The 24,226-nt window shown below is 70.9% G+C and carries 25 protein-coding genes; 10 read left to right on the forward strand and 15 right to left on the reverse strand.

The features are described from left to right. Positions 1-17: 17 nt before the first annotated feature. The gene (locus tag ACWEVP_RS30810) at positions 18-1,415 is read left to right on the forward strand and encodes a class II fumarate hydratase (protein ID WP_452066057.1); all 1,398 of its coding nucleotides are present in this window, start codon (positions 18-20) and stop codon (positions 1,413-1,415) included. 4 nt (positions 1,416-1,419) lie between these two features. On the opposite strand, the gene ACWEVP_RS30815 is transcribed toward ACWEVP_RS30810, so the two are convergent. Beyond that, the gene (locus ACWEVP_RS30815; protein ID WP_452066058.1) at positions 1,420-2,445 is read right to left on the reverse strand and encodes an aldo/keto reductase; all 1,026 of its coding nucleotides are present in this window, start codon (positions 2,443-2,445) and stop codon (positions 1,420-1,422) included. A 100-nt stretch (positions 2,446-2,545) separates the two neighbouring features. Between ACWEVP_RS30815 and ACWEVP_RS30820 the strand changes: the two genes are divergently transcribed. The 3 genes from ACWEVP_RS30820 to ACWEVP_RS30830 all read left to right on the forward strand — a co-directional run bounded on the left by ACWEVP_RS30820 (position 2,546) and on the right by ACWEVP_RS30830 (position 5,635). Continuing rightward, positions 2,546-3,409: a helix-turn-helix transcriptional regulator gene (locus ACWEVP_RS30820; protein ID WP_452066059.1), complete on the forward strand. Its 864-nt coding sequence runs from the start codon at positions 2,546-2,548 to the stop codon at positions 3,407-3,409. 91 nt (positions 3,410-3,500) lie between these two features. Continuing rightward, complete coding sequence (locus ACWEVP_RS30825; protein WP_452066060.1) at positions 3,501-5,033, forward strand: ATP-dependent DNA ligase; 1,533 nt, start codon at positions 3,501-3,503, stop codon at positions 5,031-5,033. Positions 5,034-5,194: 161 nt separating this feature from the next. Beyond that, positions 5,195-5,635 carry a hypothetical protein gene (locus ACWEVP_RS30830; RefSeq protein ID WP_452066061.1) on the forward strand — a complete coding sequence of 147 codons (441 nt, stop codon included), beginning with the start codon at positions 5,195-5,197 and terminating at the stop codon, positions 5,633-5,635. Positions 5,636-5,680: 45 nt separating this feature from the next. On the opposite strand, the gene ACWEVP_RS30835 is transcribed toward ACWEVP_RS30830, so the two are convergent. The 3 genes from ACWEVP_RS30835 to ACWEVP_RS30845 form a co-directional block, all read right to left on the reverse strand. After that, complete coding sequence (locus tag ACWEVP_RS30835) at positions 5,681-6,052, reverse strand: hypothetical protein (protein WP_452066062.1); 372 nt, start codon at positions 6,050-6,052, stop codon at positions 5,681-5,683. Beyond that, on the reverse strand, positions 6,052-6,399 hold the full coding sequence (locus tag ACWEVP_RS30840) for a hypothetical protein (protein ID WP_452066063.1): 348 nt from the start codon (positions 6,397-6,399) through the stop codon (positions 6,052-6,054). The genes ACWEVP_RS30835 and ACWEVP_RS30840 overlap by 1 nt, the downstream gene beginning before the upstream one ends. Before the next feature lie 169 nt (positions 6,400-6,568). After that, a complete protein-coding gene (locus ACWEVP_RS30845; protein WP_452066064.1) occupies positions 6,569-7,591 on the reverse strand; it encodes an NBR1-Ig-like domain-containing protein in 1,023 nt (340 codons plus the stop codon). A 92-nt stretch (positions 7,592-7,683) separates the two neighbouring features. Here ACWEVP_RS30845 and ACWEVP_RS30850 point away from each other — a divergent pair, with 92 nt between their 5' ends. Next, a complete protein-coding gene (locus tag ACWEVP_RS30850) occupies positions 7,684-8,304 on the forward strand; it encodes a Pr6Pr family membrane protein (RefSeq protein WP_452066065.1) in 621 nt (206 codons plus the stop codon). On the opposite strand, the gene ACWEVP_RS30855 is transcribed toward ACWEVP_RS30850, so the two are convergent. After that, positions 8,276-9,484, reverse strand: coding sequence for an NADH:flavin oxidoreductase/NADH oxidase family protein (locus tag ACWEVP_RS30855; protein ID WP_452066066.1), 1,209 nt, complete (start codon positions 9,482-9,484; stop codon positions 8,276-8,278). The two genes, ACWEVP_RS30850 and ACWEVP_RS30855, sit on opposite strands and share 29 nt — an antisense overlap. 96 nt (positions 9,485-9,580) lie before the next feature. On the opposite strand from ACWEVP_RS30855, the gene ACWEVP_RS30860 reads away from it, so the two are divergent. Next, positions 9,581-10,204: an MBL fold metallo-hydrolase gene (locus ACWEVP_RS30860; protein WP_452066067.1), complete on the forward strand. Its 624-nt coding sequence runs from the start codon at positions 9,581-9,583 to the stop codon at positions 10,202-10,204. Here the strand turns inward: ACWEVP_RS30860 and ACWEVP_RS30865 are convergent. Together ACWEVP_RS30865 and ACWEVP_RS30870 are read right to left on the reverse strand one after the other, a co-directional pair. Then, on the reverse strand, positions 10,201-10,716 hold the full coding sequence (locus tag ACWEVP_RS30865) for a hypothetical protein (protein ID WP_452066068.1): 516 nt from the start codon (positions 10,714-10,716) through the stop codon (positions 10,201-10,203). The two genes, ACWEVP_RS30860 and ACWEVP_RS30865, sit on opposite strands and share 4 nt — an antisense overlap. Further along, entirely contained in the window at positions 10,710-11,177 is a 468-nt protein-coding gene (locus tag ACWEVP_RS30870; protein WP_452066069.1) for a DUF309 domain-containing protein, read from the reverse strand. The genes ACWEVP_RS30865 and ACWEVP_RS30870 overlap by 7 nt, the downstream gene beginning before the upstream one ends. 43 nt (positions 11,178-11,220) lie before the next feature. Between ACWEVP_RS30870 and guaB1 the strand changes: the two genes are divergently transcribed. Further along, positions 11,221-12,660: a GMP reductase gene (gene guaB1 / locus ACWEVP_RS30875; protein WP_452066070.1), complete on the forward strand. Its 1,440-nt coding sequence runs from the start codon at positions 11,221-11,223 to the stop codon at positions 12,658-12,660. Positions 12,661-12,700: 40 nt separating this feature from the next. Here the strand turns inward: guaB1 and ACWEVP_RS30880 are convergent, their stop codons facing one another. Next, positions 12,701-13,993 (reverse strand): PhoH family protein, encoded by a 1,293-nt coding sequence (locus ACWEVP_RS30880; protein WP_452066071.1) that lies wholly within the window; start codon positions 13,991-13,993, stop codon positions 12,701-12,703. A gap of 722 nt (positions 13,994-14,715) precedes the next feature. Here ACWEVP_RS30880 and ACWEVP_RS30885 point away from each other — a divergent pair. Next, the gene (locus tag ACWEVP_RS30885) at positions 14,716-14,964 is read left to right on the forward strand and encodes a hypothetical protein (RefSeq protein WP_086683841.1); all 249 of its coding nucleotides are present in this window, start codon (positions 14,716-14,718) and stop codon (positions 14,962-14,964) included. Positions 14,965-15,024: 60 nt separating this feature from the next. On the opposite strand, the gene ACWEVP_RS30890 is transcribed toward ACWEVP_RS30885, so the two are convergent. Further along, entirely contained in the window at positions 15,025-15,801 is a 777-nt protein-coding gene (locus ACWEVP_RS30890; protein WP_452066072.1) for an isoprenyl transferase, read from the reverse strand. 113 nt (positions 15,802-15,914) lie between these two features. Between ACWEVP_RS30890 and trhA the strand changes: the two genes are divergently transcribed. Next, positions 15,915-16,556, forward strand: a complete 642-nt coding sequence (gene trhA / locus ACWEVP_RS30895) for a PAQR family membrane homeostasis protein TrhA (RefSeq protein ID WP_452066097.1) — start codon at positions 15,915-15,917, stop codon at positions 16,554-16,556. A gap of 282 nt (positions 16,557-16,838) precedes the next feature. Here trhA and ACWEVP_RS30900 read toward each other — a convergent pair whose 3' ends face one another. The 4 genes from ACWEVP_RS30900 to ACWEVP_RS30915 form a co-directional block, all read right to left on the reverse strand. Then, positions 16,839-18,179 (reverse strand): M20/M25/M40 family metallo-hydrolase, encoded by a 1,341-nt coding sequence (locus tag ACWEVP_RS30900; protein WP_452066073.1) that lies wholly within the window; start codon positions 18,177-18,179, stop codon positions 16,839-16,841. Then, the gene (locus ACWEVP_RS30905) at positions 18,176-18,601 is read right to left on the reverse strand and encodes a hypothetical protein (protein WP_452066074.1); all 426 of its coding nucleotides are present in this window, start codon (positions 18,599-18,601) and stop codon (positions 18,176-18,178) included. The genes ACWEVP_RS30900 and ACWEVP_RS30905 overlap by 4 nt, the downstream gene beginning before the upstream one ends. Then, a complete protein-coding gene (locus ACWEVP_RS30910) occupies positions 18,598-20,025 on the reverse strand; it encodes an APC family permease (protein ID WP_452066075.1) in 1,428 nt (475 codons plus the stop codon). The genes ACWEVP_RS30905 and ACWEVP_RS30910 overlap by 4 nt, the downstream gene beginning before the upstream one ends. Positions 20,026-20,168: 143 nt before the next feature. Next, on the reverse strand, positions 20,169-20,642 hold the full coding sequence (locus ACWEVP_RS30915; protein WP_452066076.1) for a carboxymuconolactone decarboxylase family protein: 474 nt from the start codon (positions 20,640-20,642) through the stop codon (positions 20,169-20,171). A 292-nt stretch (positions 20,643-20,934) separates the two neighbouring features. Between ACWEVP_RS30915 and ACWEVP_RS30920 the strand changes: the two genes are divergently transcribed. Next, the gene (locus ACWEVP_RS30920; RefSeq protein ID WP_452066077.1) at positions 20,935-21,720 is read left to right on the forward strand and encodes a DUF2382 domain-containing protein; all 786 of its coding nucleotides are present in this window, start codon (positions 20,935-20,937) and stop codon (positions 21,718-21,720) included. 45 nt (positions 21,721-21,765) lie between these two features. Here the strand turns inward: ACWEVP_RS30920 and ACWEVP_RS30925 are convergent, their stop codons facing one another. After that, complete coding sequence (locus ACWEVP_RS30925; RefSeq protein ID WP_452066078.1) at positions 21,766-22,224, reverse strand: hypothetical protein; 459 nt, start codon at positions 22,222-22,224, stop codon at positions 21,766-21,768. A gap of 104 nt (positions 22,225-22,328) precedes the next feature. Next, entirely contained in the window at positions 22,329-24,218 is a 1,890-nt protein-coding gene (locus tag ACWEVP_RS30930; protein ID WP_452066079.1) for an acyl-CoA dehydrogenase family protein, read from the reverse strand. Between the last annotated feature and the right edge of the window lie 8 nt (positions 24,219-24,226).

Genomic DNA, 24,226 nt, shown 5'->3' on the forward strand with positions numbered 1-24,226 from the left:
GGGCCAGAATCGGGGGTATGGCTGACCAGGAATACCGGATCGAACACGACACGATGGGCGAGGTCCGCGTGCCGGCCGACGCGCTCTACCGCGCGCAGACCCAGCGGGCCGTCGAGAACTTCCCGATCTCCGGCCGGGGCCTGGAGCGGGCCCAGATCCGCGCGCTCGGCCTGCTCAAGGCCGCCGCCGCGCGCGTGAACCTGAAGCTCGGCGTGCTCGACGCCGACGTCGCGAACGCCATCGCGGCCGCCGCCGACGAGGTCGCCGAGGGCGCCCACGACGCGCACTTCCCCATCGACGTCTTCCAGACCGGGTCCGGGACGTCGTCGAACATGAACGCCAACGAGGTCATCGCCACCCTGGCTTCGCGCGCCCTCGGCCGGGACGTGCACCCGAACGACCACGTCAACGCGTCGCAGTCGTCGAACGACACCTTCCCGACCACCATCCACGTCGCCGCGACCGAGGCCGTGATCAAGGACGTCATCCCGGCGCTCGAGTACCTCGCCGGTGCCATCGAGGTGCGCGCCGCGGAGTGGGCCGACGTCGTGAAGTCCGGCCGCACGCACCTGATGGACGCCGTGCCGATCACGCTCGGCCAGGAGGCCGGCGCGTGGGCGTCGCAGGTCCGGTTCGGCGTCGAACGGCTGAAGTCGGGCCTGCCGCGCCTGGGCGAGCTGCCGATCGGCGGCACCGCGGTCGGCTCGGGCCTGAACGCGCCGGACGGCTTCGGCTCGTCGGTCGCGGCGGAACTCGCGACGGTGACCGGACTGCCGCTGACCGAGGCCCGCGACCACTTCGAGGCGCAGGCGACGCAGGACAGCGTCGTCGAGACGTCCGGGCACCTGCGCACGATCGCCGTTTCGCTCAACAAGATCGCGAACGACCTGCGCTGGCTCGGTTCCGGCCCGCGCACCGGCTTGGCCGAGCTGGCGCTGCCGGACCTGCAGCCCGGCTCGTCGATCATGCCGGGCAAGGTGAACCCGGTGATCCCGGAGGCGACGCTGCAGGTCGTGGCGCAGGTGATCGGCAACGACGCGGCCGTCGCCTTCGCCGGTGCCGCCGGCAACTTCCAGCTCAACGTCAACCTGCCGGTGATCGCGCGGAACGTCCTGGAGTCCGCGCGCCTGCTCGCCGCCGTGTCGCGCCTGCTGGCGGACAAGGTGTTCGCGGGGATCACCGTGAACACCGAGCGCACGCGCACCTACGCCGAGGGCTCGCCGTCGATCGTGACGCCGTTGAACAAGTACATCGGCTACGAAGAAGCGGCGGCGGTCGCGAAGCAGGCGCTGAAGGAGCTGAAGACGATCCGCGAGGTCGTGCTCGAGCGCGGGTACGTCCGCGACGGAAAGCTGACGGAGGAGCAGCTGGACGAGGCACTCGACGTCCTCCGCATGGCCCGCGGCGGCAAGTGACCCGCTACCGCCGGCGCAGGCGCTTGTCCGCCAGCGCCGGCGGGGTGTAGTCCTTTTCGGCCGGGTTCAGGTCCGTGCCCGGTGGGACGATCTCGTCGATCCGGTCCAGCACGTCGTCGTCCAGCACCAGGTCCGCGCCCGCCAGCAGGTCGTCGAGCTGGGCGGGGGTGCGCGGGCCGACGATCGCCGACGTCACGCCCGGGTGCGCGCGGACGAACGCCGTCGCGAGGTGGGTCAGCGGCCGGCCCAGGTCGTCCGCGATCTCCTTCAGCCGCGCGATGGCCTCGAACTTGACCGCGTTCTCCGGCCGCGCCGGGTCGAACTTGTGCGCCTGCAGGGTCCTGCGCCCCTCCGAAAGGTCCACATCGGACGGTTTCGTGTAGCGACCCGACAGCCAGCCGCTGGCCAGCGGGCTCCAGGTCAGCACGCCCATGCCGTACTTCCGCGCGGTCGGCAGCACGGCCGCCTCGATCGCCCGGTTGAAGATCGAGTACGGCGGCTGCTCGGCGCGGAACCGGGCCAGACCACGCTTTTCGGCCACCCACTGGGCCTCCACGATCTGCTCGGCCGGGAAGTCCGACGACCCGATCGCGCGGACCTTGCCGGCGCGCACGAAGTCCGTGAGCACCGAAAGCGTTTCCTCGATGTCGGTCGTCGGATCGGGCCGGTGGACCTGGTAGAGGTCGATGTAGTCGGTGTCGAGGCGGCGGAGGCTGTCGTCCAGCGCGCGGGTCAGCCAGCGCCGCGAAAGGCCGCCCTGGTTCGGGTCCGCACCCATCCGGAAGAAGCCCTTGGTGGCCAGCACGACGTCGTCGCGGCGCCCCTTCAGCGCCTTGCCGACGATCCGCTCGTTCTCGCCGTCGCTGTACATGTCGGCGGTGTCCCAGAAGTTGACGCCCGCGTCGAGCGCGGTGTGCAGCATCCGGATGCCCTCTTCGTGATCGGGGTTGCCCCACTTGCCCAGCATCATCGCGCCGAACGCGTACTCGCTGACCGAGATGCCCGTACCGCCCAGAATTCGTCGTTCCATGCCACCGACTTTGCGGGCCGCGCCGACACCGGACCAGGTCACGCTCGACCTGGGTCCGGCAGTACCAGGCGGGGAGCGCCGAGCCGGGGATACTGGAGGCATGAGTGACGCAGCCGAGCTGGGCGCCTTCCTGAAGGCGCGCCGCGCCGCACTGGACCCCGCCGACCTGGGCCTGCCGCCCGGGATCACGCAGCGGCGGGTGAAGGGGCTGCGCCGCGAGGAGATCGCGCAGCTGTCCGGGATCAGCGTCGACTACTACACGCGGCTGGAACAGGGCCGCGCGAAGAACGTGTCGGACGCGATCCTCGACGCGCTGGCCCGCTCGCTGCGCCTCGACCCCGGCGAGGAGGCCTACCTGCGCAACCTCGCCGCGCCGAAGCGCCGGGACGACCACGCGCCGCAGCGGGTGCGGCCCGAGCTGCAGCAGCTGCTCGACGCCATCCAGGCGCCGGCGTTCGTCTTCGGGCGGTACATGGACGTGCTCGCCTGGAACGCCCTCGGCGGCGCGGTCGCGTTCGCCTTCGCCGACCTCGAAGAGCGCAACATGCCGAAGCTCGTCTTCACCGACGAACGCGCGAAGGAGCTGCATCCGGAGTACGACGCCGTCTGCCGCGAGCTCGTCGCGAACCTGCGCGCGGAGAGCGGCCGGCGCCACGGCGATCCGAAGTTCGCCCAGCTCATCGGCGAGCTGTCACTGGCGAGCGAGCAGTTCCGGACGCTGTGGGCCGAGCACGCCGTCCAGGAGAAGGCGCACGGCCGGAAGGTGCTGCACAACCCCGTCGTCGGTGAGCTGCGGCTGCGCTACGAGACGTTGCGGCTGCCCCAGGACCCCGACCAGGGCATGGTCGTCTACCACGCCGAACCGGGGTCCGAGACCGAACGCGCGCTCGGCCTGCTGGCCAGCTGGATCGCCGCCGATGAACGGCCGGTGAGCACGCGGTCGTCCCAGCCCCACGCCGGGTGAGGCCGACGTTCCGGCGGCGAAAACCCCCTCTGTACCAGGCCGGACATCTGGCCGTCCTGAAATTGTCGGTGGTCCGGGTCATGATGTCCGGGTGTTGCTGAGCGAGTTGGTCCGGGCGTCCGCCGAGCTGGCGGCGACGAGGTCCAGGAAGGCGAAGATCGCCCTCCTGGCCGCGGTGCTGCGCGCCGCCGAGGTCGGTGAGCTGCCCGTGGTGATCGCGTACCTGACCGGGCAGACGGCACAGGACAGGCTGGGTGCGGGCTGGCGCACCCTGGCCGGGCTGGGCGCCGGGTCGGTGCCGGACCCGGTCGTCACGGTGGCCGAGGTCGACGCGGCGCTCACCGCGGCGGCCGGCGTCGCGGCTGGCACGGGGTCCGCGACGCGGCGGCAGGAGGTCCTGCGTGCGCTGTTCGAGCGGCTGACGAAGGACGAGCAGCAGTTCCTGTTCCGGCTGGTCACCGGCGAGCTGCGGCAGGGCGCGCTGGAAGGCGTGATGGTCGACGCGGTCGCGGCGGCGGCCGAGGTGCCCGCCGAGGACGTGCGGCGGGCCTTCATGCTGTCCGGCAAGCTGGGCGTCACCGGGGTCGCGGCGATCACCGGCGGGCAGGCGGCGCTGACGGAGTTCCGGCTGACGCTGGGCACACCGATCAAGCCGATGCTGGCGTCGCCGGCGGAGTCGCTGGACGAGGCGGTCGCCGAGCACGCCGAGGCGATCGTCGAGTACAAGATGGACGGTGCCCGGATCCAGGTGCACCGGCAGGGTGACGAGGTGCACGTCTGGACGCGGACGCTGCGCGAGATCACCGGGAGCGTCCAGGAGCTGGTCGAGCTGGTGCGGGCGCTGCCGTGCGAGTCGGTGGTGCTGGACGGCGAAACGCTCGCCCTGACCGACGCGGGGCGGCCGCGGCCGTTCCAGGACACGATGAGCCGGTTCGGCAGCACGCGCGAGGAGCAGGTCAAGGCGCTGCTGCTGCGGCCGTACTTCTTCGACTGCCTGCACCTCGACGGCGTCGACCTGCTGGACGCGCCGCTGTCCGAGCGCAACGCGGCGCTGCGCAAGGTCGCCGGGGCGCACGTGATCCCCGGTGAAGTGGGGGTGGCGGGGGCGGCCGCCGTGCTGGAGGCGGCGATGGAAGCCGGCCACGAAGGCGTGATGGTCAAGGACCTGGCGGCGCCGTACGCGGCCGGGCGGCGCGGGCGGGCGTGGCTCAAGGTCAAGCCGGTGCACACGATCGACCTGGTGGTGCTCGCGGCGGAGTGGGGACACGGCAGGCGCACGGGCACGCTGTCGAACCTGCACCTGGGGGCCCGCGACCCGGACGGCGGCCCGCCGATCATGGTGGGCAAGACGTTCAAGGGCATGACCGACGAGCTGCTGGCGTGGCAGACGAGGACGTTCCAGGAGATCGAGACCCACCGCGACGACTGGACGGTGTACGTCCGGCCGGAGGTCGTCGTCGAGATCGAGCTGGACAGCGCCCAGGTTTCGACCCGCTACCCGGGCGGCCTGGCGCTGCGGTTCGCACGGGTGGTCCGCTACCGCCCGGACAAGGACCCGGCGGAGGCGGACACGATCGACACGGTCCGCGGCCTCCTGCACGGCGACCGTTCGGAGGGGAACTGAAAGCGCTTCGCTGACAATTTACCGAAAACGGCGGAGTTCGGTTTGTTCGACGCATGATCATGTCGAGATTTTTCCCCACAGCAGGGGAAGCGCACCGCCGCTACGATGCTGCTCCTCGCAAAGTCCCGCTCACCTCCCCGAGCGGTCATGGAGGAGTACAAGTGGCAAGCAAGGAACAGCTGAAAGCGGCGATCCACGCCGCTTTCGACGCGGCCGTCGCCGACGGGACGAGCTACACGAAGGTGTACGCCGCGGAAATCAAGCAAAAGAACTTCATCGTTTTCCGCACCACCACCGTCAGCAATTTCGCGGTGGGTTTCCGGCCGGGGCAGACCGACCTCGTCATCGTCCCGCTCGACGAAAAGAACGGCGCGATCACCGCGGGCACCCCGCTGACGATCACGGACGCCAACCGCGCGTCGGTCAAGAAGCGCGACCTGCAGGGCCGGTTCGTCATCAAGACGACGGACGGCCGGACCTTCCGGCTCAGCATCATCCCCTCCGTGCCGAAGCTGCTCGCCGCCAGTTACCAGCTGCCGGTCGACCAGAAGGAGGAGTACGAGGCGTTCACCACCCTCCGGGACGCCCTCGTCTCGGCTTGACGACCGCGCGCCCCGGTGCCGTCCGGCATCGGGGCGCCGCCGGCGTCAGTAGCAGCGGTCGGACTTGATCGCGTACGTGTAGTTGTTGGAGAGGTTGGACGTCACCTCGAAGCGGATCTTGTGGTAGACGGGCGGGTCGCCGAGCACGCCGTGCGACACCGTGTGCTCCTTGCCCGGGGCGATCGCGCCGCTCCACAGTCCCTTGTCGAAGACGTCCTCGACGATCTGGACGAGCAGGCCGCGGTAGTCGTGGTTGTGCACGGTGATGTCGATCTTCTGCCCGGCGCTGACCTCGACGACCTTCGTCGCGCCGCCCATCAGGGGGCCGCCGGCGCACACCTTCGTCGCGGCGGCCGCGGACGGTACGGCCACCAGCGCCGCGGCCAGGGCCACCACCGGAACGATCACCTTGCGCATCAGCGGTTCCCCACCTTCGTCTTGACCACAGTGGACGTCTCGGCGATGTCGATGCCGAACTTCATCGAGCCGCCGCAGTAGGCGTGCTTGCCGTTCTTGAAGTAGAGCGTCAGGTCGCCGGCGCACTCGAAGACGCGGATGTCCCAGGTGCGCTCGCCCGGCCACAGGCAGATGGCGTCCTTGCCGGCCCGGCGCATCCAGCCGTGGTACCCGGATTCGCACGTGATGATCGGATCACTCGCGACGGTCCTCGCCGACGGAACCGACGCCGAAGCCGCGCCGGCCGGCAGCAGGCCCGCGACGAGCGCGGCTCCCGTGACGGCCGCGACCCTCAGATACGGACGCATGGATTTCCTTCCCCTGCACGATGGATTCGCCCGGGAGATCCGGACACCGAAGACGTTAGGGACACCCGCGGCCGCGGCGGAAGCCCTTCACCGGCCACACCGGAGCGAAAGCCAAAGGAAGATCGTTTGCGCAGGTCAGCGCAATGACCAGGGGGCCTGGAAAGCCAATTCAGGCGGTGATCCGCACCGAGAAGAAGACGGCCCGGTCGTCCGGCAGCAGGAGGTGCCCCTCGGAGTCGGCCATCTTCCAGTAGACCTGGCAGTGCCCGGCCGAGGGTGGCGCCTGCACGTCGACGGAGATCCGCACGTGCTCACCGGGCGCGGTGTAGGGCACCGGCACGCGGTCGGGCGTGCGGCACTGCTCCGGGCTGCCGAACGAGCCCGAGCGGATGAGGTACCGCCCGATCCATCCGACCGATCCGGCGTTGCGGAGCTCCCACGTCTTGGTGAACCGGCTCCCTGCGGGCACGGCGCTGCCGTCGGGAACGGTGACGTCGGCGACGAACTCGGACACATCACCGGCGGCGGGTTCTTCGGCCGAGAACGCACCGCCGAAGACGAGGAAGAGAGCGAAGACGAGCACCGCGGCGACGGCCCCGGCGAGGCCATAAGCGGCCCACCGGCGACGCGGCAGGGGATCCGGCTCGGCGCCGAGGGGTGATCCGCGCGCGAACAACCGGCGGCGGCCCGGCTCCGGCGCGGGCGCCCGCTCGGCTCCCAGCGACTCCGGCTCTGGCCCCGGCTCCGGCTCCGGCTCCGGCTGTGGCCGCGGCCCCGGCTCCGGCTCTGGCCCCGGCCCCGACTGCGGCCCCGACTGCGGCCGCGGCCCCGGCTCCGGCTCCGGCGCGAGCGCTTCCGGCTCGGCTCCTTCCGGCTCCCGCGCCTTCTCCCAGCACCCGCGCCACTCGAGCAGCACCGCGGGTTCGTCCTGGCCGAGCACCCCCACCGCCAGCACCCGCACGAATTCCCACGTCGTCTCCCAGCTGGGCAGCTGCCGCCCCCGCGCCGCCGCCGACAGGGCCGATTTGGACGCCAGCGCCCCCAGCTCGTCGCGCATCCGGTCGTACGACGGGTCGCCCGCCGCGCGCTTCAGCTCCCACAGCCGGCGCGCGAACGCGGCGACCGGCCCGCTTTCCCCCGCGGGGCCGAGCGCGACCCTCCCGCGGCGCCCGGGCGTGCGTTCGACGTCCATCTCCGCCGAGGATAGGACGCGGACCGGGTGACCGGCGCGCCTCGATCGAGTGATACCGGCCGGATCGTCCACAGTGGAGCTAAGCTCCGGAAATGCGCAGCGAGACACTCACCCGCGCCTGGTTCGCGGTCACCGCCGTGGTCGCGGTGACCGGCCTCGTCAGCCAGGTCGTCGCCACCGCGACCGACGCGAACGGCCGCGTCGCGAACCTGCTCTGCTTCTTCACCATCGACTCGAACCTGCTGGTCGCGGTCACGTCCGCGCTGGTCGCGCTGGGCTCGGCCCGCGGCAGGCTGTTCACCGTGCTCTGGCTCGACGCGCTCGTCGGCATCATCGTGACCGGCATCGTCTACCAGGTCGCCCTCGCCGGCCTGTACGAGCTGCACGGCCTCTCGCTGTTCTCCGACACCATGCTGCACAAGGTCACGCCGATCCTGTTCGTGCTCGGCTGGCTCCTCGCGGCACCGCGCGGCGTGCTGACCTGGTCCACGGTCGGGTGGTCGCTGCTCTACCCGCTGGCCTGGCTCGCCTTCACCCTGCCGCGCGGCGCGCTCACCGGCTTCTACCCGTACCCGTTCGTCGACGCCGGCGCGCTCGGCTACGGCCAGGTCGCGCTCAACTGCGTCTTCATCGGGCTGTTCTTCACGGCGCTCGCCGCGGGCGCGTTCCTCTACGACCGCCGGCTCACGCCCGCACCCGACGGAACGCGTTGAGCCCGTCGCTCAGCCCGGCCTGGACCAGCGTCGGCAGCGCGCCGCGCCGGTCGACCGGCTTGCCCGCCGCGATCCGGTGCATCTGCCGGGTATGCCACTGGATCTCGAGGAGACTGTCGGCCAGCCGGACGCCGGTCTTCGGGCAGCGCCGTTCCGCGCGGACGTCTTCGCCGTCGAGCAGCCGCGCCGGCAACCCCGGGTCGACGATCAGCGGCCGGCCGAGTCCGACGACGTCCAGCGCGCCCGAGCGCAGGGCCTCTTCCATCCCGTCTCGCGTCGCGAAGCCGCCGGTGACCATCAACGCCACTTCGGACACTGAACGCGCCTTCGCCGCGTAGTCCAGGAAGTACGCCTCGCGCGCCTGCGTGCTCGCCCGGCCGGAGCCCATCATCGCGGCCTTCTCGTACGTGCCGCCGGACACTTCCAGCAGGTCGACGCCGGTTTCGCCGAGTTCGCGCACGACCTCCAGGGACTCCTCCTCGGTGAAGCCGCCGCGCTGGAAGTCCGCGCTGTTCAGCTTGACCGCCACCGGGACGTCGTCCCCGACGGCCGACCGCACCCGCCGCACGACCTCCAGCAGGAACCGCCGGCGGCGCACCGCGTCGCCGCCCCAGGCGTCCGTGCGCAGGTTCGTCAGCGGCGACAGGAACTGGGACACGAGGTAGCCGTGGGCACCGTGGATCTGGACACCGTGGAAGCCGGCGTCGACGAACGTCCGCGCCGCGACGGCGAAGCGCTCGATGATCGCTTCGATCTCTTCGCCGGTCAACGCGCGCGGAGCGGCGAAGGCGGTGCGGATGCCGCGGTTGCCGAAGGGCACGGCGGACGGCGCCACCGGCTCGCGCGAGAGGTACCGCGGGCTCTGGCGCCCGGGGTGGTTGAGCTGCACCCACAGGCGCGTGTCCGTGTCCTCGACCGCGCGCGCCCACGCCCGGAAGCCGGCCGGGTCGGCGGTCGCCGTCACGTTGCGCGGCTCGCCGAGCGCGGCCGGGTCGACCATCACGTTGCCGGTGATCAGCGTCCCGGCGCCGCCGCGGGCCCAGGTGCGGTACAGCTCGTGCAGCTCCCGCGTCGGGGCGTTGCGCCGGTCGCCGAGCTGCTCGCTCAGGGCCGACTTGGCCAGGCGGTTCGGCAGCACGGCGCCGCAGCGCAGCTTCAGCGGTTCGGCCAGGAGCGTCATCGCGTCCCCTCTCGAACTTACTCGAAGTAAGGTGACGCGAGAGTAGCATACCGTCGGTATGTCATCTACCCGCCGAATGACCGTTAGGGTCGCCCCATGACGGCGATCGTGCAAAACCTGGTGACGTCCGGAACCTTCCAGCTCGACGGGGGTAGCTGGGACGTCGACAACAACGTGTGGATCGTGGGCGACGACGCGGAAGTGATCGTGATCGACGCGGCGCACGACGCGAAGGCGATCGAAAACGTCATCGGCGACCGGAAACTGGCCGCGATCGTCTGCACCCACGCGCACAACGACCACGTCAACGCCGCCCCGGAGCTCGCCGCGGCCACCGGCGCGCCGATCTTCCTGCACCCGGACGACCGGGTGCTCTGGGACCAGACCCACCCCGACCGCGCGCCGGACGGCGAACTGAAGGACGGCCAGACGATCACGATCGCGGGCACGGCGCTGCGGGTCGTGCACACACCGGGACACGCGCCGGGCGCGGTGTGCCTGTACGCCGAAGAGCTGGGCGTGCTGTTCACCGGCGACACCCTGTTCCACGGCGGCCCGGGCGCCACCGGACGGTCCTATTCGGACTACCCGACCATCGTGAAGTCCATCCGCGAGAAGCTGTTCACCCTCCCGGAGGCGACGAAGGTGCACACCGGCCACGGCGAGGGCACGACGCTCGGCGCGGAGAAGTCGGCGTCGAGCGGCTGGGACGCGGCTTAGGAAGTGTGCTTCCGGGCGACGAGGGCGAACTCCTCGATCGCCCGGTCGAAGGCGGAGCTGGCTTCCCGGACCGGCGTGGGCAGGAACCTCCGGTCGAACTTCTTGTCGTCGTCGAGCTCCCACCGGGTGCGGTGGAGTGCCATCTCCTTCGTGCGCAGCAGGTTCGCCTGCTCGACCAGCTCGTCCGGCCCGCTCATCACGAGCAGCCCGTAGAACGCGCGCATGTCCGTGCGCGCCGTGTAGTAAGCGTCGTCGAACTCGATCTCGCGCTGCGCGTCGGTTTCGAGCTCCTCGCCGAGCGCCCGGCGGCGGTGGATCACGTTGATGTCGATGATGTGCTTGCGCGCCCGGGTCGCGGCTTCGATCAGGCCCGCGCAGCGGTCGGCGCGGTCCTGCCGCAGCTTCGCCCGCCGGGCGGCGTTGAGCTTCAACGGCTCGAGCAGCGCGCCGAGCGTCACCCCGATCAGCGACGCCACCGCGGCGATGCCCGCGGCGCCGACCGCGGTCAGCACGTCAGCCGCGGGGCGCTCGGCGACACCCGTACGCGCTGCTTCGCCTCTTCGGCCAGCGCGAGCGCCCACTGCTGCAGGCCGGCGACGTCGATCCCGTGCGGTGGCTCGCCCCGGAACGGCTCGATGTTCGCCGCCCCGCGCTCCAGCAAGGACACCGCGCCGACGTTGTTGCCGCGGGCCGCGTGCGTCATCCCCACCGCGAGCTGGGCCAGTCCCCGCCACAGCTCGCGGTCCGGGCCGTCCGTCGTCTTCCACGCGTCTTCGAAGACCTCGTGCGCGTGGAACGGCTTGCCGTCGTCGAGCAGCCGCTGCGCCTCCGCAAGCGTTTGCGCCGGGGTTCGCTCGATGCCTTCGGGCTGGCGCTCGACGCCGTCGGCGCCGTACGGCAGCGGCCGCCCGAGACCGTCGCGCGGCCGTGCGTTGCGTGCCCGTCCCTCGGCGTCCCGGTCGCGGCGGCTCATGCCCTCGATCCTGCCACGGGCCCGGCAGGTAGTCTGGTGACTCGTGCGTTTCCTCGACGGCCACCGGCCCGCCCACGACCTGACCTACGACGACGTGTTCCTGCTGCCGAACCGTTCGGACGTGGAGTCCCGCTTCGACGTCGACCTCGCCACCGCGGACGGCACCGGCGCCACCATCCCGATCGTCGTCGCCAACATGACCGCGGTCGCCGGCCGCCGGATGGCCGAGACCGTCGCCCGCCGCGGCGGGCTGGTCGTGCTCCCCCAAGATGTCGACACCGAAGCCGTCGCGGAGATCATCGGCTGGGTGAAGAGCCGGCACACGGTGTGGGACACGCCGCTGGTGCTGACCGGCGGTGACGCCGTCGCCGACGCGCTCAACCTGGTCCACAAGCGCGCCCACGGCGCCGTCGTGGTCGTCGACGGCGAAGGCCGCCCGGTCGGCATCGTCGACGAAGCGGCCTGCGCGGGCGTCGACCGCTTCGCGCGGCTCGCCGATGTCGCGCAGCCCGCGGCCGTCGCGGTGCCGCTGACCACGCCGTCGCGCGAGGTCTTCGAGCAGCTGCACAGCGCCGGCGCTCAGCTCGCGCTCGGCCTGGACGCCGATGGCCGCCTCGCGGGCGTGCTGACCGCCGTCGGCGCGCTGCGCGCGGACATCTACACCCCGGCCGTCGACGGCGACGGCAAGCTGCGCGTCGCCGCCGCGATCGGCGTCAACGGCGATGTCGCGGCGAAGGCCGACGCGGTCCTGAAGGCGGGCGTCGACGTGCTGGTCGTCGACACCGCGCACGGCCACCAGGAGAAGATGATCGCCGCGCTGAAGGCCGTCCGGTCGGTGTCGCCGAAGGTCCCGGTCGTCGCGGGGAACGTCGTCACGGCGGAGGGCACGCGGGATTTGATCCAGGCCGGCGCCGACGTCGTCAAGGTCGGCGTGGGGCCGGGCGCGATGTGCACGACCCGGATGATGACCGGCGTCGGCCGCCCGCAGTTCTCCGCGGTCGCCGACTGCGCGGCCGCCGCGCGCGAGCTGGGCAAGCACGTCTGGGCCGACGGCGGCGTCCGCCACCCGCGCGACGTCGCGCTGGCGCTGGCCGCCGGCGCGTCGGCGGCGATGGTCGGCTCGTGGTTCGCCGGCACGTACGAATCCCCCGGCGACCTGCGGTTCGACGAGCAGGGCCGGCCGTACAAGGAGTCGTTCGGGATGGCGTCGAAGCGCGCGGTGGGCGCGCGGACGCGCACGGACAACGTCTTCGACCGCGCCCGGAAGGCGCTGTTCGAAGAGGGCATCTCGTCGTCGCGGATGTCGCTCGACCCGCAGCGCCCGGGCGTCGAGGACCTGCTGGACTCGATCGGCTCCGGCGTCCGCTCGTCCTGCACCTACGCGGGCGCGCGCACCTTGGAAGAGTTCCACGAGCGCGCGCTGCTGGGCGTCCAGTCGGCCGCCGGGTTCGCCGAGGGCCGCCCGCTTCCTTCGGGCTGGTGACGAGCCGGGAGCGGCGCTCGCACGCCGCTCCCGGAGTCCGTCAGCCGTGGTCCTCCAGCATCTCGGTGACCAGGGCCGCGATCGGCGAGCGTTCCGAGCGCGTCAGCGTGACGTGCGCGAACAGCGGGTGGCCCTTCAGCTTCTCGATCACCGCCGAGACGCCGTCGTGCCGTCCGACGCGCAGGTTGTCGCGCTGGGCGACGTCGTGCGTGAGCACCACCCGGGACGCCGTGCCGAGCCGCGAAAGCACCGTGAGCAGGACGTTGCGCTCCAGTGACTGCGCCTCGTCCACGATGACGAACGTGTCGTGCAGCGAGCGCCCCCGGATGTGGGTCAGCGGGAGCACCTCGAGCATGCCGCGGTCGAAGACCTCGTCGAGGACGTCCTGGCTGACCAGCGCGCCGAGGGTGTCGAACACCGCCTGCGCCCAGGGCTGCATCTTCTCGCTCTCGGACCCGGGCAGGTAGCCGAGGTCCTGGCCGCCGACCGCGTAGACCGGCCGGAACACCACGACCTTGCGGTGCTGACGGCGTTCCATCACCGCCTCGAGGCCGGCGCACAGCGCCAGCGCCGACTTGCCGGTGCCGGCCCGGCCGCCCAGCGACACGATGCCGACGTCGGAGTCGAGCAGCAGGTCGAGCGCGACGCGCTGCTCGGCGCTGCGGCCGTGCAGGCCGAACGCCTCGCGGTCGCCCCGGACGAGCCGGATGCGCTTGTCCGCCGTGATCCGCCCGAGCGCGCTGGAAGTGCCCGCGAGCAGCCGCAGCCCGGTGTGGCAGGGCAGCTCGGCGAGCTCGTCCATGCCCCACTCGACGGGGTCGACGGTGCTGCCGCCGAACAGCGTGTCCAGCACCTCCTGCTGGACGTCGACGTCCGCCATGCCGGTCCAGCCGGACGGCGTCACCTCCTGCGCGCGGTACTCGTCCGCCTCGAGGCCGACGGCCCCCGCCTTGACCCGCAGCGGGATGTCCTTCGTCACCAGCGTGACCGCCTGGTTCTCGGCCGCGAGGTTGAGCGCGCAGGCGAGGATGCGGTGGTCGTTGGAGTCGGTCCGGAACCCGGACGGGAGCACCGACGGGTCCGAGTGGTTCAGCTCCACCTGCAGCGTGCCGCCGTGGTCCCCGATGGGGAGCGGCGCGTCGAGCCTGCCGTACTGCCGGCGCAGGTCGTCGAGCATGCGCAGGGATTCCCGGGCGAACCAGCCGAGTTCCGGGTGGTGGCGCTTCGCCTCCAGTTCACTGATGACGACCAGCGGAAGCACGACAGCATGCTCGGCGAAGCGGGTGACCGCCCACGGGTCCGACAAGAGGACCGATGTGTCGAGCACGTACATGTGCTGCTGGGATTCGGGCGAGGTCGAGGCTTTCCCCGGGCCGGGAACGGCACCGGTCGAAGAGTGGCCAGAGGCCTTACGGGGCAAACGCTGCGCAGTCACGACGGCATCTCCCTCGAGGGCGTGTGCACCTCACGCCCGCACTCGCTGGGCCGGGCACCTCCCTGGCTGGACCACTCCTCCTGACCTGGGTCAGGTGGCGCGGCCACGAGGGCCGGGTGCCGGCCCCCTCGTGCGTCTCGTGGGCGGCTGCGCCGCCCCCTCGATCACCGTCACGACCAGGGCCTCCCGCGAGGACCCGCACGGAACGCGCGTCCTCTCCTCGGAAGGTACCCACGAATGCCGGATCGCGCAGGGAGCCAACACGGTGATTCGCCAGATCGTCACCTCACTGTCGGTCGTCCGACATCGACGGCTCGTGACGGTGACTCTGTGTCATCGGCCTCTCGATCGATGCACACTCGTCGGAATGATCTTGAGGAAATTGCTGACCCGCGGTATTCAGAAAAGTGATTTTTCGGGTTCTACCACGTTCGGTTGCGGCGCGCATTTCCCGGCGACAGGAGAGAACCGGTCCGGGTGAAAGCGCCTGCGTCAGGCTCACACAATGGGCGTACAAGCCACACAAGACGCCTGATCGACGGGTAATTTTCTCACTGCGGGACACACCACCGGACCCCCGGTGCCCCGGATCCCAACAGTTCTACCTAGGAGTGTGCGAAGTGCTGAAGAAGGCTGGTTTCGTCGCCGCCACCGCTGCGGGTCTCATGATGATCGGCAGCACCGCGTTCGCCGCGACGGGCGACACGACGGGCACCCCGGACCCGACGTTCGGCGACGCCTACGCCACGTTCATCGAGGGCGGCGGCGCCCTGGGCTACGGTGCGGCCTCCCTGGTCGCGGGTGCCTACACGGGCATCGCCACCACCCCGGCGCTGATCCTCCACTCGCTGGAGCACCACCACCACTGAGTGTGGCTTGCGAAGGGCCCCGGAGTTCGCTCCGGGGCCCTTCGGCGTTCCAGCGAAGCCTCAGGAACCGAACCGGCGGTGCCGCCAGGCGTAGTCACGGATGGCGCGCAGGAAGTCGACGCGGCGGAATGCCGGCCAATACGCTTCGGTGAACCAGAATTCCGAATGCGCGGACTGCCAGAGCAGGAATCCGGAAAGCCGTTGTTCGCCGGATGTTCGGATGATGAGGTCCGGATCCGGCTGCCCCGACGTGTAGAGGTGCTCGGAGATGTGGTCGACGTCGAGGATCTTCGCGAGTTCGTGAATGGTCCGGCCCTCGTCGGCGTGCTGGAGCAGCAGCTTGCGCACGGCGTCCGCGATTTCCTGGCGCCCGCCGTAACCGACCGCGACGTTGACCTCCATCCCGGTCCGCCCCTCGGTGCGCGCGGCGGCTTCGCTGAGTCGCTTGGCGACATCGCTGGGTAACAGGTCGAGCGCGCCGACGATCCGCAGCTGCCAGCTCTTGCCGGGCGCGGCCAGCTCGTCGGTGACGTCGGTGATGATCTTCAGCAGCGGGGTGAGCTCGTCCGGGTCGCGGTTGAGGTTGTCGGTCGAGAGCAGCCACATGGTGACGACCTCGACTTCGGCCTCCTGGCACCAGCTCAGGAAGTCCGCGATCTTCTTCGCCCCGGCGCGGTGGCCGTCCGAAACGTCCGTGAAGCCCGCTTCGCGGGCCCAACGGCGGTTGCCGTCGAGCATGATGGCGATGTGCCGGGGATGCCGGCCGGCGGCCTGCTGGATGAGGCGCCTGCCGTAGGCGCTGTACACGACGTCGGACAAGAACGAGCGAACACTCACGTCGAGGAAGCCTACGCACCCGGTGTGAGGCGCGTGACTCGACCGCTGCCGGGCAACCTACGGTCCCGTAACCTGGAAGGGTGAGCCTGACGACGGAACCACCCGAGCCCGTAGTGGACCTCCGCCCGCGGTTGCGGGGTCACATCCACTTTTGGACGTTCTTCGGCGCCCTCGCGGCGGCGGCGGCGCTGATCAGCTTGGCGGCGTCCACAGTGTCCCCGATCGCGGCGCTGTCGACGTCGGTCTACGGGTTGACGATCCTCGGGCTGTTCGGTGTCAGCGCGCTGTACCACCGGCGCTTGTGGAGCCCGCGCGCGTACAAGTGGATGAAGCGCGCGGACCACTCGATGATCTTCTTGTTCATCGCGGGGACGTACACGCCGTTCACGCTGCTGGCGATGTCGAAGCCGACCGGGTACGTGATCCTGTCGATCGTCTGGGGCGGGGCGGTTCTCGGGGTCGCCCTGAAGATGCTGTGGCCGCATGCCCCGCGGTGGGTCGGGGTGCCGATCTACATCGCTTTGGGGTGGGTGGCCGTTTTCGTCTTCCCTGAGCTGCTGACGCACGCCGGGGTGGCGGCTTTGGTGCTGCTTTGCGTCGGGGGGCTGTTCTACACCCTCGGGGCGGTCTTCTACGCCGTCAAGTGGCCCAACCACTGGCCGGAGACCTTCGGGTACCACGAGTACTTCCACGCCTGCACCGTGTTGGCCGCCGTTTCGCACTACATCGCGATCTGGCTGGCCATGTACGCCTAGTACGGCGGCTGCGCCAGCGCGCTGGAACCGTCGAGGCCCAGCGGCCACGCCGTCGCGATCGCCGTCGGCAGAAACGCGGCGTTGTCGCGGCCAGCAGGTGCAGCAGCGCCGTTGCCACCAGGGCCGCTCCGGCCGTAGACAGTGCGTACGTCGTCCCTGCTCGCAGCCGGGGCCTCATTCGTCCTTCTTCGGCGCCGGCAGGACTCTGCGCTCCAGCCTTTCCATGAGCAGGGGGCCGAGCAGGAGGAGCACCAGCACCACGGGCACCGTGTACACCGGGCCTCACCGGCCCGCGTACCGGCGCAGGAAGACCGCCTCGGCGAGGGCCATCGCGGCCAGCTCGTTCGGGTCCACGCTTTCGTTCGGCGCGTGGATCCTCGCCTGCGGCTCCTCGACGCCCAGCAGGATCAGCTCGGCGGCCGGGAACGTCTCCGCGAGAACCGTGCACAGCGGGATCGATCCGCCCTGGCCGAGGGTGGTCATCGGGACGCCGTACGCCTCGCGCATCGCTTCGGACATCGCGCGGTAAGCCGGACCGTCGGTCGTGGCTCGGAAGGGTGCTCCCGACGCTTCGGTCTCCACTTGGACGCGGACGCCCCACGGGGCCGCCGAGTGGAGGTGGTCCTTCAGCGCCTCTTCGGCGTCCCCGATCGCCGTGCCCGGGGGGACGCGCAGGTTGAGCCGGGCCGACGCCCGGGGCGTGACCGCCGCGGCCGAGCCGAGGATCGGGGGGCAGTCGATGCCCAGGATCGTCAGCGCCGGACGCGCCCACACCATGTCCGCGACGCTGCCGTCGCCCAGCAACGCCACGTCGTCGAGGACGCCGGCGTCCTCGCGGAAGCGGTCTGCCGGGTACTGCTCCCCCAGCCAGGTTCCGTCGTGGTCCAGGCCGAGCACGGCGGTGTTCCCGCGGGCGTCGCGCAGGGTGGCCAGGATCGCGACCAGCGCCGCCAGCGCGTCCGGGGCCGCGCCGCCGAACATGCCCGAATGCACCGCGCCGGCCAACGCCTCCACCGTCACGACGACGTTCACCATGCCGCGCAGGCTCACCGTGACCGCCGGGCGGCCCACCGCCGCGTTCCCGGTGTCCGCCACGAGGATCGCGTCGGCGCGGAACAGCTCCGGGTGCCGGGGCACGAACCGCTCGAGCCCGCCCGTGCCCTGCTCCTCCGAGCCCTCGACCACCACCTTGAGGTGCACGGGGACGTCGGCACCGAGCGCGCGCAACGCCGTGAGGTGCACCAGGACGTTCCCCTTGCAGTCGGCCGTTCCGCGGCCGTGCCAGCGTCCGTCCACTTCGGTCAGTGTGAACGGGTCCGTGCGCCACGCGGATTCGCCGAGCGCGGGCTGCACGTCGTAGTGGGCGTACAGCAGGACAGTCGGCGCCGCCGGATCCTGGCACGTCCTCGAGCCCACGACGGCCTTGCTGCCGTCGGGGGTTTCCGCCAGGCGGACGTCGAACCCCAGCTCGGCGAACTTCGCGACGATCCAGCCGGCCGCGCGGTCGCATTCCGCCACCGGGGCCTGCCGCGGGTCGGCGATGGACCGGAACGCGACCAGCTCGGCCAGCTCCGCTTTCGCGCGGGGCATCAGGCCCGCGATCCGGGTGCGCAGCCGCATCATCCACCTCCGAGGTCGCCGGCCTCGAGGCCGGCGACGAAGTGCTGGAACCCGGGCAGTTCGGCCGGGCAGTAGATCGAGATGACCAGCAGTTCGCCCTTCAGCAGCCGGCCGTCGGCGACGCCCGGCCTCGCCCCGGGCCCGCCGCTGCCGTTCGCCGACCCCGCGAGCGCCGCCGCCCTGACCAGGGCCTCGTTCGGCGAGGCGCACACCGGCCCACCGTCGTTCCCGAGGACCCTGGCCACGTCGGCGGGGTCCGGCGTCCGGGCGCCGGCTACGGACAACGCGGACACGAGCTGCTCCGCTTTCCGCTGCGCTTCCCGGTCCGCCGCGGTCGATCGCCACGCGGCGAGGGCGACGACGACGAGGATCAGCAGGACGGCGGCAGCCACCCCGTACAGGACGAACCGGTGGCGGGTGGTCACGCGGTCACCTCCGCCTGCTTCCAGGACGGCTTGCGGAACCGGTAGAACAGGATCGGCACGACGACGCCCAGCCCCAGCGCGCCGACGGCCACCACCACGACGTAGCCGCCGGCGTTGCCGGACTCGAACTGGGACGGCGGGACGAACCCGACGACCAGCGCCGCCAGTGACGCCGTGAAACCGATACCGCACAACGACTTCAGCATCGGCGCGCGGAAGCCCCGCGCGTGGCCGGGGCTGGTGCGGCGCAACCGCACCGCGGCCACGAACATCAGCAGGTACGTGATCAGGTACACCTGGGTCGTGATCACCGAGAAGATCCAGTAGGCGCTGGAGACGTCCGGGATGAACGCGTACAGCAGCGCGATCCCGGTGGTGATCAGGCCCTGCACCACCAGGATGTTCTGCTGGACGCCGTGCTTGTTGAGCCGCTGCAGGAACGGCGGCAGGTAGCCCTCCTGGCGGGAGATCAGCAGCAGGCCCTTCGACGGGCCGGCCAGCCAGGTGAGCATGCCGCCGAGCGACGCGGCCACGAGCATGATCCCGACGACCGGGGTGAGCGCCTGCCAGCCGAACTCGGCGAACACCGCGTCGAACGCCTGCATCACACCGGCGGTCAGCGACAGCTCTTCGCCCGGCACGACCCAGCTGATCGCGAGCGCCGGCAGGATGAAGATGACCAGGACCAGGGCCATCGCGAGGAACATCGCGCGCGGGAACTCCCGGCCGGGCTTGCGCAGGAACGACACGTGCACCGCGTTCATCTCCATGCCCGAGTACGACAGGAAGTTGTTGACGATCAGCACCAGGCTCGCCAGTCCCGTCCACGCGGGCAGGAGGTGGCCGGCGGTCATCGGCGCCGCGGACGGGTTCCCCCGGCCCAGGAACACGATCCCGAGCACGACCAGCAGCGCGCCGGGGACGAGCGTCCCGACGATCAGCCCGCCGCTCGCGAGACCGGCGACGCCTTTCGTGCCGCGGGAGGAGACCCACACCCCGGACCAGTAGGCCACGACGATCACCACGGCGGTCCACACGCCGTTGCCCGCCAGCGACGGGTCGAAGACGTAGGCGAGGGTGCTCGCGACGTACCCGAGCAGGCTCGGGTAGTAGAAGATCGTCATGGCGAACTGGCACCAGACGGCCAGGAACCCGAGTGGTTTGGACAGGCCCTGGGCCACCCAGTTGTAGACGCCGCCCTGCCAGCCCGACGCGAGCTCGGCGGAGACCAGCGAGGTCGGCAGCAGGAACACGACCGCCGGGATGAGGTACAGCAGGACGCAGGCCAGGCCGTACACGGCCATCGTCGGCGACGGCCGCAGGCTGGCCACCGAGCTCGTGGTCATCAAGGCCAGTGCCACCCAGGAGATCCAGGTGGGGGCCGGGCTCGCCGGCCGGCCGGGTCGGTGCTGCGCAGAGCTCATGGGCGTCGCCCCCAGGCAGGAGTTTCCGATGGCGCCCACAGGCTTCCGGCCCGGCGGGCGGTTCCGGCTCGCCCGTCGGGGGTGAGATCAGCACGCGAAGAGGGGCTTCGCGAATTCAGCGAAGCCCCTCCCGCGCGAAACCCTCAGCCGAACATCCCGGGCTGGTATTCGCCTGCCGGGTTCTTCGCGATCACGTTCAGCCGGTTCCAGGCGTTGATCATCGCGATCAGGCACGTCAGGGCCGCGATCTGCTCCTCGTCGTAGTGCTTGCGGACCTGGGCCCAGGTCTCGTCGCCGACGCCGGTGTGGGCGTCCGCCAGGCGGGTTCCTTCTTCCGTCAGCGCCAATGCCGCGCGCTCCGCCTCCGTGAACACGACCGCTTCGCGCCACGCCGCGACCATCGCCAGGCGGACCGGGGTCTCGCCCGCCGCGGCCGCGTCCTTCGTGTGCATGTCCAGGCACATGCCGCAGCCGTTGATCTGGCTCGCGCGGATCTTCACCAGCTCCTGCGTCGCGTGCGGGAGCGACGATTCCTCGACCGGGCGCGCGGCCGCGATCAGGCGCTTCACGAACTTGCCGGCGAGCTCGTTCTCGAACATGTTGAACCGCGGTTCCATGACCGTTCCCTTCGTCGGTGTCACCCCCTTGACGAGGTCCGCGACGGCGGTGTGACAGCACCGGAAGTGGCGCCGGTCACATCCACACCTTCGCGTCATCACCCACGGACTTGATCACCGCTCACACACCCCGGCGGACCTGCGAAGACCCGGCGGACTTCGCCGGCCGGACGCGCTTCAAACCACCACTTTCCGGGGTCACCCACCGGGACACCACGGCGGTTGCCGTGATCACCGGCGCGTTCCACGGTGGCTCCCACAGACACCCACGCGCGAAAGGAGCAGCACCGCGATGGCCAAGACCATGCAGCCCCAGGAGCTCATCGACAGTGCCGTGGTCGACCCGGCCGGGAACAAGCTCGGGAAGGTCGGCAACGTCTACCTCGCCGACGCCACGCACCAGCCGGAGTGGATCACCGTCAAGACCGGTCTGTTCGGCACCAAGGAAAGCTTCGTGCCGCTCTCCGGGGCGCACACCGACAAGGACGGCGTGCACGTCCGGGTCGACAAGGACGCCGTCTCCGACGCACCGCGCATCGACGCCGACGGGCACCTTTCCCCCGAGGAGAGCAGCCGGCTCTACCAGCACTACGGCCTGCCCGTGCCGCGGACGTCGCCGGACGGCCGGATGGGCGACCGGTCCCAGGGGCGGGACTCCGCCATGGGCGGCCGCGGTGGCATGGACGCCGGGACGCGCGGGAAGTCCGAAAAGGACACCATGACGCGGTCCGAGGAACGGCTCAACGTCGGCACCGAGCAGGTCGAAACCGGGCACGTGCGGCTGCGCAAGTACGTCGTCACCGAAGAACAGCAGGTCACCGTCCCGGTGCGGCACGAAGAGGTGCGGCTCGAGCGCGAGCCGATCAAGGACGGGCAGCGTGGGGCCGACATCGGCGAGGCCGAGCAGGACGTCGTCCTCCACGCCGAGAAACCGGTCGTGCGCAAGGAGACCGTGCCGGTCGAACGGGCGCGCCTGCGCAAGGAGACGGTGACCGACGAGCAGACCGTCTCCGGCAAGGTCCGCAAGGAACAGTTCGAAATGACCGACGACGAGGGCAAGAAGCACCGCCGGTCCTGACGAACGCGCGGGGGTGGCCGGTTCCCGACACCGGCCACCCCTTCGTCACGCCACCGCGGCCGCCACGCGCGGCAGGCCGGCGATCAGCCGCAGGCCCTTCTTGCGCAGCGACGGCGGGATCGGCGGCATCGACAGCGTCATGGCCTGGTCCCAGCCGTGGACGTAAAGCTCGAACTTCACCAGGAAGCCCCGCTTGGGCTCGGAGATCGCGACGTGCGTGCGCGGTACACCGAACAGGGCCTTGCCGGGGCCGCCGGTGTACGCGTCGGCCTCGAAGAACAGCAGCTGGCGATCGGTGAGCAGCAGGTAGAGCTCACGCTGGGTGGTGAGGGAGAACATCGTTCCGCCGCTCAGCACCGCGGTCGCGATGCTGAGCGCGAAGTGCTCGCCCAGCACCTTCCGCAGCGACCCGACCTTGGCCATGGCGACCACTTCGGGCGTTTCGCCCGGTTGCATCAACGGTGCGGCGGTTTCGAGCAAACGTCTTTCGCGGCGTGCGCCCATCAGGGGTCCTTCGGGGAGTTCGGAGAAGCGGGACGCGCAAGGGTAAGTGACCCGCGCGGCCCGCTTTCCGTTGCCTCACCGAAGAAATCCGGCAAAACGCCCGATCACGACCGCAGCATCGGCGCCGCCAGGAACTGCTCCGGGATGGCGAACGCGTCCACCAGCGCCCGCGCGTGGGGACGCAGCTGCGCGCACAGGCCGTTCACCGCCGCGGTCACGGCCTTCCCGCGTGACGCCGTCAGGCGGCCGTGGCCCAGGAACCAGGCGAGATCCTCCTCGATCGCGGACAGGGCGTACAGGTCGCAGACGCGCTCCAGCAGTGCGCGGGCGTCCGGGTCTTCGCAGCGCTCGACCGCCGCGGCGAACGCCTCCAGCACCAGGCGCTCGACGTGGACGCGGCCCGCGCGCAGCACGTGGTCCTGCGCGGAGTTGAACACCCCGAACGGGTCCTCGGCCGCCTTGCGCAGGCGCTTCGCCACCCCTTCGACCACGTGCTCCTCGCGGTCCTCGAACAGCTTCAGCTGCCATTCGCGGCGGAAGAAGACGTCCGAGTCGGACCCTTCGGTGAGCGACTCGAGCGCCTTGCGCACCGAAGTCCGCTCCAGGATCGCGCTGACCACCTGGTCGGTGAAGAACCGGGCCGTGGCCAGCGGGGAGAGGTCCTGGAAGTCCTGCTTGTAGCTGGTCAGCAGGCCCTTCGCCACCAGCTGCAGCAGCACCGTGTTGTCGCCTTCGAAGGTCGTGAAGACGTCCGTGTCGGCCTTCAGGCCCGGGAGGATGTTCTCCGCGAGGTACCCGGAGCCGCCGCACGCCTCGCGCGCCGCCTGGATCGTGGCCGTCGCGTGCCACGTGTTCAGCGCCTTCAACCCGGCCGCGCGCGACTCCAGCTCGCGCTGCTCCTCCTCCGGCGCCGACGAGTCGATGTCGTGCAGCTTCGACACGAGCTCTTCCTGCGCGAAGTGCAACGCGTACGTCTTCGCCAGCGCCGGCAGCAGCTTCCGCTGGTGCCCGAGGTAGTCGAGGATGACGACCTCGTCGCCGTCCGGCGTCATGAACTGGCGACGCTGCTCGCCGTAGCGGATGGCCAGGGCCAGCGCGCGCTTCGTCGCGCTCCCCGCGCTGCCGCCGACGCTCACCCGGCCGCGGATCAGCGTGCCCAGCATCGTGAAGAACCGGCGGCTGTCGCTCTCGATCGGGCTCGAATACGACCCGTCTTCGGCGACGTCGCCGAAGCGGTTCAGCAGCGCCTCGCGAGGCACCCGGACGTTTTCGAAGCTCAACCGTCCATTGTCGACACCGTTCAGGCCGGCCTTCGGGCCGCAGTCCTCGATGGACACCCCCGGCATCGGCGCGCCCGACTCGTCCCGGATCGGCACCATGAACGCGTGCACGCCGCGGGATTCACCGCCGGTGACCAGCTGGGCGAACACCACGGCCATCCGGCCGTCGCGGGCCGCGTTGCCGATGTATTCCTTCTGCGCCATGGCATCCGGCGTGTGGACGACGAAGCCGCCGTCGGTGAAGGTCGCCGTGGTGCGCAGGTGCTGGACGTCGGAACCGTGGCCGTGCTCGGTCATCGCGAAGCAGCCGAGCAAGCGGAGGTCCATGACCTCGCGCAGGTACCGCGCGTGGTGGCGTTCGGTGCCGAGAAGCTGGACCGCGCCGCCGAACAGTCCCCATTGGACACCGGCCTTCACCATCAGCGACAGGTCGCCGTAGCCGAGCAGCTCGAACGACGTCACCGAGCCGCCGACGTCGCCACCGCCGCCGTACGCCGGGTCGAAACCCAGGCCGGGCCGGTCGGTTTCGGCGAGCGCGCGCAGCTGGTCGAGCACCTGGGCGCGGTGGGCTTCGACACCGAGGTCCACCGGGTCCTTGAACTCCGCGTCGGCCATCTGCGCGCGGACCCCGCGGCGCAGCTCGGCCCAGCGGCCGTCGAGGACGGTGGTCAGCGCGTCCGGATCCACCTTCGAGGGCACTTCGGGAACGTCCACGGCTACCT

The sequence above is a fragment of the Amycolatopsis sp. NPDC003865 genome (assembly GCF_053605345.1).